17 protein-coding genes are annotated in these 17,039 nt (G+C 66.0%); 10 read left to right on the forward strand and 7 right to left on the reverse strand.

The annotated features are described in order from the left end of the window. The first annotated feature begins 92 nt into the window (after window positions 1-92). The 10 genes from NCS28_RS21690 (at window position 93) to NCS28_RS21735 (ending at window position 10,469) form a co-directional block, all read left to right on the forward strand. On the forward strand, window positions 93-746 hold the full coding sequence (locus NCS28_RS21690) for a COG4648 family protein (RefSeq protein WP_250515832.1): 654 nt from the start codon (window positions 93-95) through the stop codon (window positions 744-746). Window positions 747-766: 20 nt separating this feature from the next. After that, entirely contained in the window at window positions 767-2,437 is a 1,671-nt protein-coding gene (locus tag NCS28_RS21695; protein ID WP_250515875.1) for an ApeI family dehydratase, read from the forward strand. A gap of 68 nt (window positions 2,438-2,505) precedes the next feature. Continuing rightward, entirely contained in the window at window positions 2,506-3,414 is a 909-nt protein-coding gene (locus NCS28_RS21700; protein WP_284505486.1) for a lysophospholipid acyltransferase family protein, read from the forward strand. 4 nt (window positions 3,415-3,418) lie between these two features. Further along, window positions 3,419-4,003: a LolA family protein gene (locus NCS28_RS21705; RefSeq protein ID WP_250515834.1), complete on the forward strand. Its 585-nt coding sequence runs from the start codon at window positions 3,419-3,421 to the stop codon at window positions 4,001-4,003. A gap of 7 nt (window positions 4,004-4,010) precedes the next feature. Continuing rightward, window positions 4,011-6,383: an MMPL family transporter gene (locus NCS28_RS21710; RefSeq protein WP_250515835.1), complete on the forward strand. Its 2,373-nt coding sequence runs from the start codon at window positions 4,011-4,013 to the stop codon at window positions 6,381-6,383. After that, complete coding sequence (locus NCS28_RS21715; protein WP_250515836.1) at window positions 6,380-7,192, forward strand: polysaccharide deacetylase family protein; 813 nt, start codon at window positions 6,380-6,382, stop codon at window positions 7,190-7,192. The genes NCS28_RS21710 and NCS28_RS21715 overlap by 4 nt, the downstream gene beginning before the upstream one ends. Before the next feature lie 9 nt (window positions 7,193-7,201). Beyond that, window positions 7,202-7,924 (forward strand): class I SAM-dependent methyltransferase, encoded by a 723-nt coding sequence (locus NCS28_RS21720; RefSeq protein WP_250515837.1) that lies wholly within the window; start codon window positions 7,202-7,204, stop codon window positions 7,922-7,924. 81 nt (window positions 7,925-8,005) lie between these two features. After that, window positions 8,006-9,211, forward strand: a complete 1,206-nt coding sequence (locus tag NCS28_RS21725) for a beta-ketoacyl-[acyl-carrier-protein] synthase family protein (protein ID WP_250515838.1) — start codon at window positions 8,006-8,008, stop codon at window positions 9,209-9,211. Continuing rightward, the gene (locus NCS28_RS21730) at window positions 9,208-10,005 is read left to right on the forward strand and encodes a beta-ketoacyl synthase chain length factor (RefSeq protein WP_250515839.1); all 798 of its coding nucleotides are present in this window, start codon (window positions 9,208-9,210) and stop codon (window positions 10,003-10,005) included. The genes NCS28_RS21725 and NCS28_RS21730 overlap by 4 nt, the downstream gene beginning before the upstream one ends. Next, on the forward strand, window positions 10,002-10,469 hold the full coding sequence (locus NCS28_RS21735) for a hotdog family protein (protein WP_250515840.1): 468 nt from the start codon (window positions 10,002-10,004) through the stop codon (window positions 10,467-10,469). Before NCS28_RS21730 ends, NCS28_RS21735 begins: the two co-directional genes overlap by 4 nt. Here NCS28_RS21735 and NCS28_RS21740 read toward each other — a convergent pair. From NCS28_RS21740 to NCS28_RS21770, 7 genes are all read right to left on the reverse strand, one after another. Next, window positions 10,442-11,209, reverse strand: a complete 768-nt coding sequence (locus NCS28_RS21740) for a class I SAM-dependent methyltransferase (protein WP_250515841.1) — start codon at window positions 11,207-11,209, stop codon at window positions 10,442-10,444. The genes NCS28_RS21735 and NCS28_RS21740 overlap by 28 nt on opposite strands. An 87-nt stretch (window positions 11,210-11,296) precedes the next feature. Continuing rightward, the gene (locus NCS28_RS21745) at window positions 11,297-11,959 is read right to left on the reverse strand and encodes a hypothetical protein (protein ID WP_250515842.1); all 663 of its coding nucleotides are present in this window, start codon (window positions 11,957-11,959) and stop codon (window positions 11,297-11,299) included. Between the two features lie 205 nt (window positions 11,960-12,164). Further along, entirely contained in the window at window positions 12,165-12,746 is a 582-nt protein-coding gene (locus tag NCS28_RS21750) for a flavin reductase family protein (protein ID WP_250515843.1), read from the reverse strand. Between the two features lie 100 nt (window positions 12,747-12,846). Then, complete coding sequence (locus NCS28_RS21755) at window positions 12,847-14,094, reverse strand: enolase C-terminal domain-like protein (protein WP_250515844.1); 1,248 nt, start codon at window positions 14,092-14,094, stop codon at window positions 12,847-12,849. Between the two features lie 4 nt (window positions 14,095-14,098). Then, window positions 14,099-15,418 (reverse strand): MFS transporter, encoded by a 1,320-nt coding sequence (locus NCS28_RS21760; RefSeq protein WP_250515845.1) that lies wholly within the window; start codon window positions 15,416-15,418, stop codon window positions 14,099-14,101. A 13-nt stretch (window positions 15,419-15,431) separates the two neighbouring features. After that, entirely contained in the window at window positions 15,432-16,199 is a 768-nt protein-coding gene (locus NCS28_RS21765; RefSeq protein WP_250515846.1) for an SDR family oxidoreductase, read from the reverse strand. A gap of 105 nt (window positions 16,200-16,304) precedes the next feature. Beyond that, entirely contained in the window at window positions 16,305-17,024 is a 720-nt protein-coding gene (locus tag NCS28_RS21770; protein WP_250515847.1) for a FadR/GntR family transcriptional regulator, read from the reverse strand. Window positions 17,025-17,039 lie beyond the last annotated feature (15 nt).

A 17,039-nucleotide genomic window follows, 5' to 3' on the forward strand; every position in this document is an offset into this window, starting at 1 on the left:
CGAGCGTCAATAGAGAACGCCGCAGCCGCATTCCCCATGTTGCGTACCTTTTTTCTTCTTTCAGACGCCGCACGTCGAGCCGGAGCAGGCCGATGAACGCGGCCCGCTTTCTTCGCGCGACGGGCGTCGTCGGCGCGATCGTCGCTTATCAGCTTGCCGCCCACCACGCCGCTTCCACGCCGGGCGCGCACGGGTTGGGGCTTGCGCTCGTTCTCGCGCCGATCTTTCTCATTGCGCTGAACGCCGCCGCGCGCTCGCCCGCCCGCGCGTGGCTGCTGCCGCTCTGGGCGCTTGCATGCGTCGCGTTATGGCTCGAACGCGCGCCGCTCACCGCGCATTTCGGCTGGGGTCTGTGGCTCGAACACGCGAGCTTCAATCTCGCGCTTGCGTGGATGTTCGGCCGCACGCTCGTTCACGGCCGCGAGCCGCTCTGCACGCAATTCGCGACGATGGTCCACGGCAAGCTCGAACCGCGTGTCGCGCGCTACACGCGGCGCGTCACGGCGGCGTGGACGCTCTTCTTCGTCGCGACCGCGCTCGTCTCGACAGTGCTGTTCGTGTGCGCATCGATCGTCACGTGGTCCACGTTCGCCAACTATCTCGCGCTGCCGCTCGTCGGACTGATGTTCGTCGCCGAATATGCGTGCCGCCGCATCGCGCTGCCGGACATGGAGCCGTCGAGCATCATGGATGCCGTTCGCGCCTACTCGCAGTCGATGCAGATGCGTCGCGGCGGGGCGCAATGATGTCGTCGAACTCATCGCACATGCAGACCTTTCCGCTCGTTTTCCATTCGTCTCCGGATCAGACGATCGCCTGGCGCGACGGCGCGCCGGTCACCGTGCGCGCGTTTCTCGCCGACGTTCAAACGCTCGCCGATGCGCTGCCCGAAGCCCGGCACGTATTCAACGTCTGCACGGATCGCTATCGCTTCACGGTGAGCCTGTGCGCGACGCTCGTCGCGGGCAAGACGAGCCTGTTGCCGTCGACGCATACGCCCGAAATGGTGCGCGCCCTCGCCTCGTTCGCGCCGGATGCGTTTTGCCTGCACGACAACGACGACTGCGCGATCGATCTGCCGCGCTTTCGCTATCCGCAAAGCGCCGCGTCCGACGTGGCGCGTGAGGCGAACGTCCCTCACATCGACGGCGCGCGCGTCGCGGCCTACGTGTTCACATCCGGTTCAACCGGCGTACCGGTGCCGCATCGCAAGACGTGGGGCTTTCTCGTGAAGAACGTGCGCGCGGCGGCGGCGCGTCTCGGCCTGCTCGGCGAAGCGCGCGCGACGCTCATCGGCACCGTGCCGCCGCAGCACATGTACGGCTTCGAATCGACGGTGCTGCTCGCGCTGCTCGGCGGCCTCGCGTTCAGTAACCGCCAGCCGTTCTATCCCGTCGATATCCGCGCGGAACTCGCGGCCGTGCCCGAACCGCGCGTCCTCGTCAGCTCGCCGATTCATCTGCGCGCGCTGTTCGCAAACGAGGAAGCGTTGCCGCGGGCGTCGCTCGTGCTGTCGGCGACCGCGCCGCTCGCCGAAAAGCTCGCGCTCGACGCCGAAGCGCGCCTCGACGCGCCGCTCATGGAAATCTACGGCAGCACCGAAACCGGCCAGATCGCGACGCGCCGCACCGCGCGCACCGCCGCGTGGGAACTGTTTCCGGACATCGCGTTGACGCCGCGTGCCGAGGATGCCGGCGAGCAGACGATGTGGGCATCGGGCGGCCACGTCGAAGTGCCCGTGCCGATGGGCGACGCGCTCGAACTCATCGACGACGCGCATTTTCTGCTGCACGGGCGCAAGGCGGATCTGATCAACATCGCTGGCAAGCGCACGTCGCTCGCGTATCTGAATCACCAGTTGAACGCGGTGCCCGGCGTGATCGACGGCGTGTTCTACATGCCCGACGAAAGCCCCGGCGACAGCGAAGCCGTGCGCCGTCTGATGGCGCTCGTCGTCGCGCCGGAACTCGCGGCGGCGGACTTGCAGCGTGCATTGCGCGAACGCATCGACGCCGCGTTCATGCCGCGACCGCTCTTATTCGTCGATTCGCTGCCGCGCAACGCCACCGGCAAGCTGCCGCGCGAAGTGCTGACGCAACTGATCGAAAAGGAACGTAACCGCAAGGCGATGCTGACCTTCGCCGTGCCGCCCGAACATCCCGCGCTCGCCGGACATTTCCCCGGACGCCCGATCGTGCCGGGCGTCGTGCTGCTCGATCACGCGCTCGACGCGATCGGCGGTGCGCTCGGGAAAAGCATCGGCGCATGCCGGATCGAATCCGCGAAATTCCTGAGCCCGGCCGCACCGGGCGAAGCGCTCGACATCGCTTACGAAACGTTGGCGAGCGGCGCGATCCGCTTCACGATCCGGGCCGGCGTTCGCACGGTGGCGAGCGGCGCCGTCGGCATGATCGACAACGACACGCACGCATCGTGAACAAGCCGCGCAACCGCGACGACTGGGCCGACCGCCAGGAACGCAGCAACCTCGCGCTGCTGCGCTTCATGACGTGGGTGTCGCTGCGCTTCGGGCGACGCATCGGGCGTGTGCTGCTGCGTATCATCGCCGCGTATTTCGTCGTCTTCGCGCCGCGCGCGCGGCGGGCGTCGCGCGGTTATCTGAATCGCGCGCTCGGCCGGCACGCGGGCTGGCGCGATGGTTATCGTCACGTGTTCTCGTTCGCGTCGACGATTCACGACCGCATCTATCTGCTCAACGAACGCTTCGATCTGTTCGATATCCGCACGCATGGCGTCGAGGATGTCGAGGCCGCGCTCGCCGACGGACACGGCGCGTTCCTGATGGGCGCGCATCTCGGCAGCTTCGAGGTGGTGCGCGCGATCGGGCGGACGCAACCGCATATCAGCATCGCGATCACCATGTACGAAGAAAACGCGCGCAAGATCAACGCGATTCTCGCCGCCGTGAATCCGGCCGCGCATCACGACGTGATCGCTCTCGGCAAGATCGATGCGATGCTGAAGGTGCGCGAACGGCTCGATGCGGGCGCGCTCGTCGGCATTCTCGCGGATCGTACGCTGCGCCAGGCCGGCGACGCGCTGAAGGAACGCGACTTTCTCGGCGCGCCGGCGGCGTTTCCGCTCGGGCCGCTGCATATGGCGGCAGTGTTGCGGCGTCCGGTCGTCTTCATGACGGGGCTGTATCTCGGCGGCAACCGCTACGACATTCACTTCGAAACGCTCGCCGATTTTTCGAAGATCGGGCGAGGCGAGCGCGCCGCCGCCGTCGATGCCGCACTCACGCGCTACGTCGCACTGCTCGAAAAATATTGCCGCGCGGCGCCGTACAACTGGTTCAACTATTTCGACTTCTGGCAGGCGAACGCCGCTCGGGAACCGGCGCAAGCGCGCACGGCCGGGGCGCGCCTACAGAAAGTCACGAGGGATTCCTGAACTCATGCGAATTTTTCCCGCAGTGCTGACGGCCGCCGTTCTTTGCGTTACGTCGACGCTGGCTGTCGCCGCCGACGCATCCTGGACGCTCGATCGCCTGATGAACACGCTCGGCGCGAAAAAATCCGGGCGCGCGCATTTCACCGAGACGCGTTATCTGAAGATCGCCGAGGAGCCGCTCGAATCGTCGGGCGAACTGGTGTTCGTCGCGCCCGATCATCTGGAAAAGCATACGGTCAGCCCGAAGCCGGAGAATCTCGTCGTCGATGGCGACATGCTCACCGTCGATCGCAACGGCCGCAAGGCGACCATTCCGCTGCGCAACTATCCGGAACTGGGCGCGTTCATCGAAAGCATTCGCGCGACGCTCGCGGGCAACCGTTTCGCGCTGGAGAACGCGTACAAGGTGTCGATTGCCGGTCAAGGCGACGACTGGACGATGACGCTCGTGCCGATCGATTCGCGCATGAAGCAGAAAGTCAGTGCGATCACGCTGGCGGGCACCGGCGCTGCGCTCGCGCGCGTCGAGATCCGCCAGGCCGACGGCGACCGTTCGCTGATGCGCCTGCAAGACGCGTCGGCGCACTGAACACGGCATGCGCGCGGTTTCGCAGTCCTTGCGTCAGCCTGCGGTCATCGCCTGGCTGTGCTTTCTCGCGGTGTGCGCAGGCGTCATCGCGCGGACGAATTTTTCCGCCGATCTCTCCGCGTTCCTGCCGCGCGCGCCCAGCGAGCAGCAGCGCGTGCTCGTCGAGCAGTTGCGCGACGGGCTCGTTTCGCGGCTGATTCTCGTCGGCATCGATGGCGGCGATGCAGCCGGACGCGCCGATGTCTCGCGCAGAGTCGCGGCGAAGCTGCGCGAGGACAAGCGCTTTTCCGCGATCAACAACGGCGAACCGGTCGGACAGGCGCGCGACGAGCGTTTCGTCTTCGAGCATCGCTATCGGCTGAGTCCGGCGGTGACGCCCGAGCGCTTCAGCGGCGCAGGCCTGAAGGACGCGCTCGCCGACAGCCTCGACTTGCTGAGCTCGTCCGCCGGGATGATGACAAAGGATTTGCTGCCGCACGACCCGACCGGCGAAGTCACCGCGCTCGTCAGTCAGCTCGACAGCGGCGCGCAGCCCGCGATGCAGGAGGGCGTGTGGACCTCGCGCGACGGACGGCGCGCCGTGCTGCTCGCGCAGACCGCGAGCGCCGGTTCCGACACCGATGCGCAAGCGAGCGCAATGGCCGCGATCCGCGATGCGTTCGCGCAAGCCGCGCCGGGCGCGTCGCCGTATCGCCTGCTGATGACGGGACCGGGCGTGTTCGCCGTCGAAACGCGCGACACGATCATGCGCGACGTGCGCTGGCTGTCGGCGGCGAGCATCGTGCTGATCGTCACGCTGTTGCTGGCGGTGTATCGCTCGGTGCCCACTTTGCTGCTCGGTCTGATGCCGGTGCTCTCCGGCGTCGCAGCGGGCGTCGCCGCCGTGAGCGTCGCGTTCGGCACGGTGCATGGACTCACGCTCGGCTTCGGCACGACGCTGATCGGCGAGGCCGTCGATTACTCGATCTATCTCTTCGTGCAGTCGGCGGGCGTAGAGCGGCGCGAATCGCTGAAGGATTGGGTCGCGAGCTTCTGGCCGACGATCCGCCTCGGCGTGCTGACGTCGATCTGCGGCTTCGCGTCGATGCTCTTCTCCGGCTTTCCGGGCCTCGTGCAACTCGGGCTATTTTCGATCGTCGGTTTGTCGACGGCGGGCATCGTCACGCGTTTCGTGCTGCCGCATGCGCTGCCGCAAGGCTTCGCGATCCGCGACGTCTCGCGCCTCGGCAACCGGCTCGCGCGTGTCGCGGCGCATGCGTCGCGGCTGCGCAAGGCGCTCGTGGTGTTGTTGTTGGCGGCGGTCGCGATCTTGTTCATGCACAGACACGGGCTGTGGAGTCAGGAACTGTCGGCGCTGAGCCCGGTCTCGAAAGCGAGTCAGGATCTCGACGAACGTCTGCGCGCCGATGTCGGTGCGCCGGACGTGCGCTATCTCGTCGTGGTGTCGGCGGCGAGCGAGCAGGCCGCGCTGGAACGGGCGGAAACGGTCGCGCATCGGCTTCAGCCTCTCGTCGATGCGCACGTGATCGCCGGCTACGAAAGTCCCGCGCGTTATTTGCCGAGCGACGCCGCGCAACGCGCGCGGATCGCGAGCCTGCCTTCGGCGGCGGAACTGCGTACGCGCCTCGCCATCGCGCTGCGCGATCAGACGATCCGCGTGAAGCCCGAGGTCTTCGAGCCGTTCATCGCCGATGTCGAAGCGGCCCGCGCGCAGCCGAACGTGCGCCGCGCCGATTTGCAAGGCACGTCGATGGCGCTCGCCGTCGATTCGCTTCTCACCCAACGCGACGGCCGCTGGACCGCGATGCTGCCCCTGCGCGCGCGGGAAGGCACCGACGTTCAGGCGCAGAAGATCCGCGCGGCGGTGGCGGCGTCGCGGGTGCCGGACGCGCTTTTCGTCGATATGAAAGCCGAAGCCGACCGTCTTTACCAGAACTACGTGCACGAGGACATTCGCCTTTCGCTCGGCGGATTCGCCGCGATCGTCGTGCTGCTCGTGCTCGCGCTGCGCTCGCCGGTGCGCGCGGCGCGCACGCTCGCGCCGCTCGTCGCGGCGGTGATCGTCGTGATCGCGGGACTCGCGCTCGCGGGCAAGTCCCTGACGATCCTGCATCTGATCGGCATGCTGCTGATCGTCGCGGTCGGCTCGAATTACGCGCTCTTCTTCAACTATCGCGCGCACGCAGGACACGGCGCGATTTCCCCGCAGACGCTCGTGTCGCTCGTGATCGCGAATCTCGCGACCGTGCTCGGTTTCGGGCTGCTCGCGTTGTCCAGTGTGCCCATGCTCAAGACTTTCGGCCTGACGGTCGGTCCCGGCGCGATTCTGGCGCTGCTCTTCTCGGCGATCCTCGCGCCGCGTTCCGGATTCTCGCGATGAACGCGCCCGGCCAGCCGCGCCGCTGGACTCCGTCGCCTTTGATCGGCGGCGCGGCCGCCATGCACGCGGGCGCGCTCGCGGCGCTCGCCGTATCGCCCGCGACGTGGCCGTGGGCGGCGGGCGGCGTGATCGCGTCGCACTGCGCGCTGGCGTGGGCTGGACTCTGGCCGCGCAGCGCGCTGCTCGGCCACAACTGGACGACGCTGCCGGAATCGGCGGAAGCGCGCATCGCCATCACGATCGACGACGGCCCCGATCCGGACGTCACCCCGCGCGTGCTCGATCTGCTCGACGCGCATCGCGCACGCGCGACGTTCTTCTGCATCGGCGAGCGCGCGCGGGAACATCCGCGCATCGTCGAGGCGATCGTCGCGCTCGGACATGCGGTGGAAAATCACAGCCAGCGGCATCGGCATCATTTTTCGCTGATGGGACCGGGCGCGATGCGGCGCGAGATCGACGCGGCGCAAACGACGCTCGGCGATATCGCGGGCACGCGGCCGCTCTTCTTTCGCGCGCCGGCGGGATTGCGCAATCCGTTTCTCGAACCGGTGCTGTGCGGTCTCGGGCTGCATCTCGCGAGCTGGACGCGGCGCGGCTTCGACACGCGAACCGGCGATGCGGCGCTCGTCGCGCGGCGCTTGCTGGAAGGGTTCGCCGCGCGCGATATCCTGCTCGTCCACGATGGCCACGCCGCGAAAGACGCGAACGGCGCGCCCGTCGTGCTGGCCGCGCTCGACACGGTGTTGCGGGCGGCGGCGGATCGCGGACTCGCGACCGTGACCTTGCGCGAGGCGATCGTCGGCTAGACTGCCCGCATGGTGCCGAACGCGCTCATTGAAACCGCCAGCCGTCCCTACCGCGCCGCGGGCCGCTTCGCGTGGCACTTCGCGTCGGCCAAACTGCGTCACGATCCGTTCTTCGCCTACATCCTCGCGCACGGCGCGATTCCGGACGGCGCGCGCATCCTTGATCTCGGCAGCGGCCAAGGCTTGCTCGCCGCGTGGCTGATCGGCGCGCACGCGTGGCATCGCGATAACGCCCATCTTGCTTGGCCCGCGCGCTGGCCCGCGCCGCCCGCGCCGCGATCGATACACGGCATCGACCTGACGCCGCGCGACGTGGACCGGGCGCGCATCGCCTTGCGGGAGCACGCGGCGCGCGTTCGCTTCGTCTGCGACGACATTCGCGTGGCGCCGTTTCCGCAGGCGGATGTCGTCGTCGCGTGCGACGTGCTGCATTACGTCGATGCGAACGCGCAGGAAGCCGTTCTGCGCCGCGTGCGCGCGAGTCTCGCTTCGGGCGGCGTGCTGCTGTTGCGCGTCAGCGATGCAGATGCGGGCTGGCGCGCGAGCGTCGATCGCGCCGTCGATATCGGCATGCAATTCGCCCGTTCGGGGCGCACCGATGGGCTGACGGTCCGCAGCGAGGCGCAATGGCTCGCGCTGCTTCGCGACCTGCGCTTCACGGCGAAGATCCACCCGATGGGCAACGGCACGCACGCGGCGAATCGTCTGCTGATTGCGAGACCCGCCGACTGACGTCCGCGCCCGGCGCGAAAGGCCCGTTTGTTACAATTCATCGTTTTCGAACGCCACCGGACATAGGGAATTCAGCCCGTAGTGAACCCTCTTCTGCTTACGCATTTCACCGCCACGAGTTGCGCCGGTCGGGGCCTCGACGCGACGCTCGCCGCGCTGTCGGACGCGCGCAGCGGACTCGCACCGTGTGATTTCGAAGACGCCGTGCTGCGCACGTTCACCGGCCGTGTCGCGGGCATCGAGAGCGCGCCGGTCCGCGCGGATCTCGCCGAATTCGACTGCCGCAACAACCGGCTCGCGCAACTGGCGATGACGCAGGACGGCTTCGACGAACGCGTGCGCGAAGCAATCGAACGATACGGCGCGCAACGCGTCGGCGTCTTCATGGGCACGAGCACGGCGGGCATTCTGGAAACCGAGCTCGCCTATCAGCGGCGCGACGCGCAAACCGGCGCGCTGCCCGCCGATTTCAATTACGCGACCACGCACAATCCCTATTCGCTCGCCGGCTTCGTGCGCGCGTACTTCGGGCTGCGCGGACCGGCGGCGTCGGTGTCGTCGGCATGTTCGTCGGGGGCGAAGGTTTTCGGGTCGGCGCGGCGCATGCTGGAAACCGGTCTGATCGATGCAGCCGTGGTCGGCGGCGTCGATACGCTCTGTCTCACGACGCTCTACGGCTTCAACTCGCTCGAACTGCTCGCGCCGGGACCGTGCAAACCGTTCGACGTGAAGCGCGACGGCATTTCCATCGGCGAGGCGGCGGCGTTCGGCTTGCTCGAACGCGATGGAACCCATCACGCCGATGACGACGCGATTCGTCTGCTCGGCATCGGCGAATCGAGCGATGCGTATCACATGTCGTCGCCGCATCCCGAAGGGCTCGGCGCGCGCATGGCGATGGAACAGGCGCTCGCAAGCGCCGGCCTCGATGCGCGCGATATCGGCTACGTGAATCTGCACGGCACGGCGACGCCCAGCAACGACGCCGCCGAAAGCCGCGCGCTCGCGAGCCTGTTCGACCGCGTGCCATGCAGTTCGACCAAAGGCGCGACGGGTCACACGCTCGGCGCGGCGGGCGCGCTCGAAGCGGTGATCGCGGCGCTCGCCTTGCGGCATCAGATGATTCCGGCGGGCGCCAACACGAGCGAGCCGGACCCCGCGCTCGGCCTCGACTACGTGCTCGAAACCCGCGACGCGCCGTTGCGCGCGGTGCTGTCCAACTCGTTCGGCTTCGGCGGTACGAACTGCAGTCTCGTGTTCGGACGCAAGGGAGCGGGCGCGGCATGACTCCTTTGCGTGCTTATATTGAAGGCGTCGGCGTGATCGGGCCGGGACTCGCGGACTGGCCTCAGACCGCCGGCGTGCTGGCGCAGCGCACCGCGCGAACCGCCGCGCAGACCGTGCTGCCCGCGCCCGCGAGCCTGCCTTCGGCCGAACGCCGCCGCACCGGGCCGGTCGTGCGCGCGGCGCTCGCGGCTGCGCACGAAGCGGTTGCGCAAAGCGGCCGCGACGCCGCGACGCTCGCCGCCGTGTTCGCGGCATCGGGCGGCGATGGCGGGAATTTTCACGCGATCTGCGAAACCCTCGCGAGCGGCGAACCGCAACTCTCGCCGACACGCTTTCACAACTCCGTCCACAACGCGCCCGCGGGCTACTGGAGCATCGCGACGCGCGCGATGGCCGCATCGAACGTGCTGTGCGCGTACGACGGCAGCTTCGCGGCGGGCTTGCTGGAGAGCCTCGCGCAAGTGAGCGTCGATGGCGCCGCGACGCTGCTCGTCGCGTATGACACGGACTATCCGGAACCATTGCGCCATGCGCGTCCGATCACGGATGCGTTCGGCGTCGCGCTGGTGCTTGCGCCGCAGAAGAGCGCACGCACGCTCGCGTGCATCGAGGCGCATCTCACGGATGCCAACGCGTCCATCTTCGCCGATACCGATGTCGAAGCGCTGCGTCTGTCGAATCCCGCCGCGCGCGCGTTGCCCTTGCTCGAAGCGCTGGCGTGCGGGAAAGCATCGCATGTCGTGCTCGATTATCTCGACGACACGCGCCTCGCCGTGAATATCGACCCATCATGACGGCCGCGCAGATTCTCGATCGCGACTGGATCGCCGCGCGCATTCCGCATGGCGGCGCGATGTGTCTGCTCGATGCCGTCGCCGCGTGGGATGCGCAACGCATCCGCTGCACCGCGACGAGTCATCTGCACGCGGACAATCCGCTGCGCTCGAAAGGACGGCTCGCGTCGGTGTGCGGCATCGAATACGCCGCGCAGGCGATGGCGGTGCATGGAGCGCTCGTCGGCGAGGAAGGCAGGCGGCCGCGCGTGGGCATGCTGACGAGCGTGCGTAGCGTTCAGACGCACGTCGACCGGCTCGACACGCTCGACGGCCCGCTCGATATCGACGCCGAACGCATGGGCGGCGACGACAACACCGTGCTGTACCGCTTCACCGTTCACTGCGCGGGACGATTGCTCTTGAGCGGACGCGCCGCCGTGATTCTCGACGCGGCTCAGGCCGCCGGTTTCGTCGCGCAATAAGCCGAGAAGATGCCGAGTTCGACATCGCGGCGCACGTTCGCGAAGCCCGCGCGTCTGATCGCTGCAATCACCGTGTCGGGCGGCACACACGCCTCGATCGTGTCCCAGTAATAGCGCATCAGTTCGACGCTTTCCCCTTTCTTTCCGACGATGCGCGCGATCATCGGCACGACGCCGCGCATGTAGAACTTCAGTGCCGCGACGCCGACGCCATGCGCGGGGCGCGTGATTTCGAGCACGCAGAGCCGTCCGCCGGGCGCGAGCACGCGGAAATATTCGTCGAAGGCTTTGGCGAGATCGCTGACGTGGCGCAGCGCGAAACCCATGCTGAGGAAATCGTAGGCGGCGCTGTCGCACGGCAGATCCTCGGCGGTGCCGATGCGCGTCTCCACGCCGATCGGAAGATGCGCCTCGCCGACCATGCCCGCACTCGGATCGACGCCCGTGACGAGCGCCGGATCGCCCGTGATCGCGACCGCTTCCTTCGTGACGAGCCCGGTGCCCATGCCGACGTCGAGCACCCGCATGCCGCGCGCGAGACCCGCCGAACGCAACGCCCGGTTGCGATACCACGGGCCGGAGCCGAAGGCCATTGCGCGCTCGATGGCGTCGTAGTCCGACGCGGTGCGGTCGAACATGCCGCGCAGCCAGTTGCGCCTGCCGGGTTCGTCGGAATAGTAGGAAGTCAGCGGCTCGTGCGGGGCTTTCTGGTCGATCTCTTCGCGCCGGGGGGAAGTCATTGCGTCTCCTGTGACGGTCTGCAACCTGCACTTTTTTATCACAGCGAGATCGACGGCGTCACGCTCGCCCGTGCGCGTGAACTCCGATCATTCGACGACGACCTCTCTTTGCACGGCGATCTCCGGCGCGGGCAACGCCAGCGTCAGCGCCTTGCGCGCGCGCATCAGCGAGGTGCGCACGCGCCGCTCGGGGCGGCTGAACATCCCGCCGCCCACCAGCGCCACGAACGATGCGATCAGAGGCACCGCGAGCAGCATCGTCGCGAACTTGAAGAGACCGAGTTTCAACGGACTGCGCGACGCCCACGCGGACCACGCAATCGCGAAACCCGTATACGCGATGCCCGCAGGCGCGCCCGCCAGTTCGGGCATGCCGATACGCTGGGCGAACGGCATCGGGAAAATCAGGACGAAGAGCGCGATGCTCGATATCGCGTGAACGAGCAGCGCGCGCCGCTGCTTCACGAGGCTCGTGACCGACCAGAACGCCAGCACGAGCACGAAAGGCGGACATGCGGCCACCACGGCCGCGAGCGCGAGATAGACCGCGACGCCGCTGATCAGATTGCGCAAATAGCCTTCCGACGACGCGTAATACACCATGTACCCCGCAGCGAGCGTGGCCACGCTCGCGGCGAACGCGGTGATGCCGCCCTGCCCGTCCGGCGCAACGGCGAGTCTCAGCATCGGGAGACTCGTGAAGCCGACGAGATAAATCAGGAACCGCACGACCGAAAAACGCTGTTTCATACTTCGCCCCATTCCCCTGACGGTGCGAGCGGTCGCCTACGAGACCTGTCCTCGCCCATCTATCGCGCGCGTCCGAATCGAATGACGGATCGCGCGCTCAAAAGCGCCGCCGCGAATAGCCTTTCGGTCTTTCGCGGTCGACGTCTCTTTATCGACGGGGAAACGGGAAAACTTGAGCCCTCGCGTGCGGGGCTGGAGATGGATGTCAGCGCGTGAGCGGCTTAGCCTGCTTCATCGACGACGCGCTCACGAACTTGCCCGCGCCCAGATGGTGAATCGTGTGCAGCGGCTGATTCGAGTCGTCGACGATCCAGTGTCCGTCGACGAACACGCGCGCATCGGCCGCGGCCGCGACGACTTCCGCAAAACAGGTGTCGTAGGCGTCTTCCGTGTGCTTTTCGTCGATGAGTTTGCATTCGAGCCACGCCGCGCAGTTCGTCTCGATGAGCGGCAGGCCGAGCACCGGCCCGGCCACCGTCTCGATGCCGAAGGCTTCGAACTTGTCGATCTCGCGCCCGCTCGTCGAGCCCACCGCGTAAGTGAGATCGATCATCGCCGCGCCCGGCACGATGAGGCCGAACGTGCCGCTCGCGGCGGCCAGTTCGCGCGTGTAGGTGTGTTTGTCGATCACGACGGCGACACGCGGCGGCGTGAACTCCACCGGCATCGACCAGGCGGCGGCCATCACGTTGCGCCGTCCGCCGTGCGCACTAGTGACGAGCACGGTTGGACCGTGATTGATGAGGCGGCTGGCGTGCTCCAGCCTGACGGGGCGAAAGTGGGTCATGGTTTTTTTAATGCAAAAGGCGATTCGCGTGATTGTATGCGGTGTTCAAAATGCGCGTCGCCCGCGTGATCCGCGCATTGCACATCCACGACGCCTACGATCAAGGCGTTTGCAACCCGCCATCCATCAAACGCGTCTGCGTCCATCGCGTGACTTCGCGCTCGCACGGATACTTCGCCGCTTCGTTCTCGTCGAGATCGACGCCCAGTCCCGCTTTGTCGTTCGCGTAGACGAAGCCATTGCGAAACGCCGGCAGCCCGGGAAACACATCGAGCAACGCCTCGCGCGGTCCTTTGAGTTCTTGAATGACGAAGTTCGGCGGTTGCGTGCCCGACCATTCCTGCACGCCGAAATTGCGCGAGGCCAGATCGATATGAATGTTCGCGGCATGCGCGAGCGGCGACATGTCGCCCGGACCATGCCAGGCCGTGCGCACGCCGAACTGCTCCGCGAAAATCTGCAGCTTGCGTGCCGCGGTGATGCCGCCGATCTGACTCAGATGCACGCGAATGAAATCGATCAGACGTTCCGTAATCAAAAAGCGCCATTCGTACGGATTGTTGAAAAGCTCGCCTTGCGCCAGCGGCGTCGTGGTCTTTTCGCGCAACCGGCGCATCCATTCGCCCTCTTCCAGCGAAATCGCGTCTTCGAGAAAGAACAGCTCGTAAGGCTCGAGTTCGCACGCGAGGCGGATCGCTTCGACCGGCTTCAGACGCTCGTGCACGTCGTGACATAACGCGACATCGAATCCGACCTTGCTGCGGATGCCATCGAAGAGTTTGAGCGTTTCGCGGATGTACTTGCGGCTATCGAGATAGATACCGTCCGCCGCGCCTTCGGGCGCATTCGACGGCGCGCGGCCGAACGCGCCGCCGCCGTATCCTCCGCTCTGACAGCGAATGTGCGTGATGCCCTGCTCGCGATAGCGCTGGATGTTCTCGCAGAGTTCGTTCAGATCGCGGCCGTCGGCATGACGATAGATCGGCACGCCTTCGCGCACCTTGCCGCCGAACAACTGATAGAGCGGCATGTTCGCGAGCTTGCCCTTGATGTCCCACAACGCCATGTCGACACCTGAAATCGCGTTGTTTTCGATCGGACCATTGCGCCAGTACGCGTTCTGATGCATCAACTGCCAGAGCTCTTCGATCGCATCCGCATCGCGCCCGATGAGCAAAGGCCGCAAGTATTCCTCGATCAGACATTTGACCGCGAGATGCCGGTATGCGAACGTCGCACAGCCCAGCCCGTACAAGCCGGGCTGATTCGTCTCGACCTTGACGACGATGAGATTGATGCCTTCCGGCGCGGTCAGAATGACCTTGATATCGGTGATGAGCGTTGCCATTGCCTTATTCCACGATGGCGGAAGACACGGCATCGGACTTCGTGCCCGCGCCTCCCCGGGGTGTCGATCGCTGGCCCGTCTGCGCGGGCACGAGCATCATGAGCACGACCGACGCGAGCAAAGCTGCGGCCATGAACACGTACGATGCGGAAGGACTGCCCGTCGCGCCGTTCAGATAACCGACGAGCCACGCGCCGAGGAACGCGCCGAGCGCGCCGCACGCGTTGATCAGACCGATCGCGCCGCCGAGCACGTTGCTCGGAATCAGCTCGGGCACGAGCGCGAAGAACGGTCCGTACGGCGCATACATCGTCGCACCCGCGATTACGAGCAGCGCAAACGACAGCCAGAAATTCGAGGTGCCGACGAGATACGAACCGACGAAAGCGATCGTGCCGATCAACAGCAAGGGCCACACGAAGAGCTTGCGGTTGCGCGTCTTGTCCGACAGATACGACGCGATCAACATCAACACGATGGCCGCGAGATACGGCACGGCGGAGAGCCAGCCGACCGACACGATATCGATCGTCTTCGATGCCGACTTCAATATAGACGGCAGCCACATGATGAAGCCGTACACGCCGATGCTCCACAACGCGTGAATCGCGCAGCACTTGAGCACGATGGACGAACGGAACGCCGCCTTGTAATCGCGCACCGGCGCGATATGCGCCTGCTCGGACTTGAGGATCGCGGCGAAATCGGCCTTCTCCTTGTCGCTCATCCACGGCGCGTCGGCCGGACGATCCTTCACCGTGAACCACCACACGATCGCCCACAGAATCGCGGGCACGCCTTCGATCACGAACATCTCTCGCCAGCCGAAGTTGCGCACGAGGTAGCCGGACACGATCGACATCCACAGCACCGTCACCGGGTTGCCGAGAATCAGAAACGTGTTCGCGCGCGAGCGTTCGGTGCGCGTGAACCATCGGCTGATGTACATGAGCATCGACGGCATCACCGCTGCTTCGACGATGCCGAGCATGAAGCGCAGCACCATCAGCATCGGAATGTTGCTGACCATGCCGGTCGCGGCGGCGCACACGCCCCACAAAATCAGGCTCGCGAAGATGAGCTTCTTGACGCTGTTCTTCTGCGCGTAGATCGCGCCTGGCACTTGAAACAGGCAGTAGCCGAGGAAGAAGAGCGAGCCGATCAGCGATGAAGTCGCGGACGTGATGCCGAGATCTCTATCGATGCCCGCCGCCGCCGCGAAGCCGTAATTCGCTCGATCCAGATAAGCGAGGCTATACGTGATGAAGATGATCGGCATGAGATGCCACCATCTTTGCGGCGCGACTGTCTTGATGTTGTCCATGATGTCTCCGATGTCAAAGCACGGCGAGCCAGCCGCCATCGACGTAAATGATTTGTCCGTTCACATAGCTCGATGCGGGCGACGCGAGATATACCGCCGTGCCGACGAGTTCTTCGGGCTTGCCCCAGCGTTGCGACGGGTTGCTGCTCTTCACCCACGCATCGAAGCTCGCGTTGTCGACGAGCGCCTGATTCATGTCGGTCAGGATGTAGCCGGGACCGATCGCGTTCGCCTGAATGTCGAAGGACGCCCATTCGGCGCTCATCGCGCGGGTGAGCATCTTGATGCCGCCCTTCGCGGCCGTGTAGGGCGCGACGGTCGCGCGCGCGGCTTCGCTCGTCAGCGAACCGATGTTGATGATCTTGCCGCCGCACTTGCGCTCGATCATGCGCCGCGCCGCCTCCTTCGCGACGATGAACGCGCTCGTCAGATTGGTGTCGATCACGCGCTGCCAGTCGGCGAGCGCGAGTTCGATCATCGGCTTGCGGAACTGGATACCCGCGTTGTTCACGACGATGTCCACCTCGACGCCCTGTGCATCCCATGCCGCGAATGCGGCGGCGACGGATGCTTCATCGGTGACGTCGAACGCCTGGCCGCGTGCGTCGAAACCTTGCGACTGCAAGCGGCTCACCGCGATATCGACGGTCTCGGCTTTCGTGCCGTTGACGATGACGCGCGCACCCGCCGCCGCGAGTCCTTCCACGAGCGCATAGCCGATGCCGCGCGCCGAGCCGGTGACGAGCGCCGTGCGGCCGCTCAAATCGAACAACTTGTTCATGCGTGTTTCCTTGATGTGATGCGTTCAGATCGAGGACGCGAACGCGCCCGCACAGCCCGCTTTCGCAGGCTGCGGTCCTTGTCGTTTCGTAACGGAGATGCGGTGCTACAACGGCTTGTCGTTGGCGGTGCGATGAAGCGCCGCGCGATCGTCGAAGTCCTTTTGCGCGCGTTCGATCAGCGTGAGCACGGCCTCTTCGGCCGCATGTGCATCGCCCTTTTCGATGGCGACGCACAACGCTTCGTGCATCGGCAGCGAGCGCGCGGGGCCGCCCTCGATTTCCGAGCTCAACTCGAAGCTCGTGCGCAAGATCGCTGAGAGCGCGTTCTGCATCTGCTGGACGAACTGGTTGTGACAAGCGGTGAGGATCGCGCCATGAAAGGCGAGGTCCGCGGGCACGTATTCGCCTTGCCCGGCGACGGCGCGCTCCATCGCCTTGAACGCGCGCCGCACCGCGATACGGTCATCGGGCGTCGCGCGCCTGGCCGCGAGCTTCGCGGCATTCGGCTCGATGATCGTGCGCAATTCCATGAGGTCGCGGATGAGATCGGCATCGACGGCTCCGGCGCGCGCGCGCCACGTGATCACGTCGGGATCGAACAGTTGCCAGTGAGAGCGCGGCAGCACGATCGTGCCGTGGCGGCGCCGCACCTGGAGCATGCCCTTCGCGGACAGCGACTTCATCGTCTCGCGGATGGTTATTCGACTCACCTTCATCAGTTGAGCAAGTTCGTCTTCGGCGGGCAGGATGTCGCCCGGCGCGAATTTGCCCGCGCAGATTTGCTCGCCCATCCGGTTCAGCACTTGGCGGTGCAAGGTTGGCATCGTCGGCTATTCCTT

Origin of the sequence: Caballeronia sp. INDeC2, assembly GCF_023631325.1 — a bacterium.
GTDB lineage: Bacteria > Pseudomonadota > Gammaproteobacteria > Burkholderiales > Burkholderiaceae > Caballeronia.

Bases quoted from the DNA above. Each gene is read 5' to 3' on its own strand.
- NCS28_RS21690 (WP_250515832.1), top strand. From the start codon at position 93: ATGAACGCGGCCCGCTTTCTTCGCGCGACGGGCGTCGTCGGCGCGATC.
- NCS28_RS21735 (WP_250515840.1), top strand. From the start codon at position 10,002: ATGACGGCCGCGCAGATTCTCGATCGCGACTGGATCGCCGCGCGCATT.
- NCS28_RS21740 (WP_250515841.1), bottom strand. From the start codon at position 11,209: ATGACTTCCCCCCGGCGCGAAGAGATCGACCAGAAAGCCCCGCACGAG.
- NCS28_RS21765 (WP_250515846.1), bottom strand. From the start codon at position 16,199: ATGAACAAGTTGTTCGATTTGAGCGGCCGCACGGCGCTCGTCACCGGC.
- NCS28_RS21745 (WP_250515842.1), bottom strand. From the start codon at position 11,959: ATGAAACAGCGTTTTTCGGTCGTGCGGTTCCTGATTTATCTCGTCGGC.
- NCS28_RS21750 (WP_250515843.1), bottom strand. From the start codon at position 12,746: ATGACCCACTTTCGCCCCGTCAGGCTGGAGCACGCCAGCCGCCTCATC.
- NCS28_RS21760 (WP_250515845.1), bottom strand. From the start codon at position 15,418: ATGGACAACATCAAGACAGTCGCGCCGCAAAGATGGTGGCATCTCATG.
- NCS28_RS21700 (WP_284505486.1), top strand. From the start codon at position 2,506: ATGACGTGGGTGTCGCTGCGCTTCGGGCGACGCATCGGGCGTGTGCTG.
- NCS28_RS21710 (WP_250515835.1), top strand. From the start codon at position 4,011: ATGCGCGCGGTTTCGCAGTCCTTGCGTCAGCCTGCGGTCATCGCCTGG.
- NCS28_RS21705 (WP_250515834.1), top strand. From the start codon at position 3,419: ATGCGAATTTTTCCCGCAGTGCTGACGGCCGCCGTTCTTTGCGTTACG.
- NCS28_RS21695 (WP_250515875.1), top strand. From the start codon at position 767: ATGCAGACCTTTCCGCTCGTTTTCCATTCGTCTCCGGATCAGACGATC.
- NCS28_RS21770 (WP_250515847.1), bottom strand. From the start codon at position 17,024: ATGCCAACCTTGCACCGCCAAGTGCTGAACCGGATGGGCGAGCAAATC.
- NCS28_RS21715 (WP_250515836.1), top strand. From the start codon at position 6,380: ATGAACGCGCCCGGCCAGCCGCGCCGCTGGACTCCGTCGCCTTTGATC.
- NCS28_RS21730 (WP_250515839.1), top strand. From the start codon at position 9,208: ATGACTCCTTTGCGTGCTTATATTGAAGGCGTCGGCGTGATCGGGCCG.
- NCS28_RS21755 (WP_250515844.1), bottom strand. From the start codon at position 14,094: ATGGCAACGCTCATCACCGATATCAAGGTCATTCTGACCGCGCCGGAA.
- NCS28_RS21720 (WP_250515837.1), top strand. From the start codon at position 7,202: ATGGTGCCGAACGCGCTCATTGAAACCGCCAGCCGTCCCTACCGCGCC.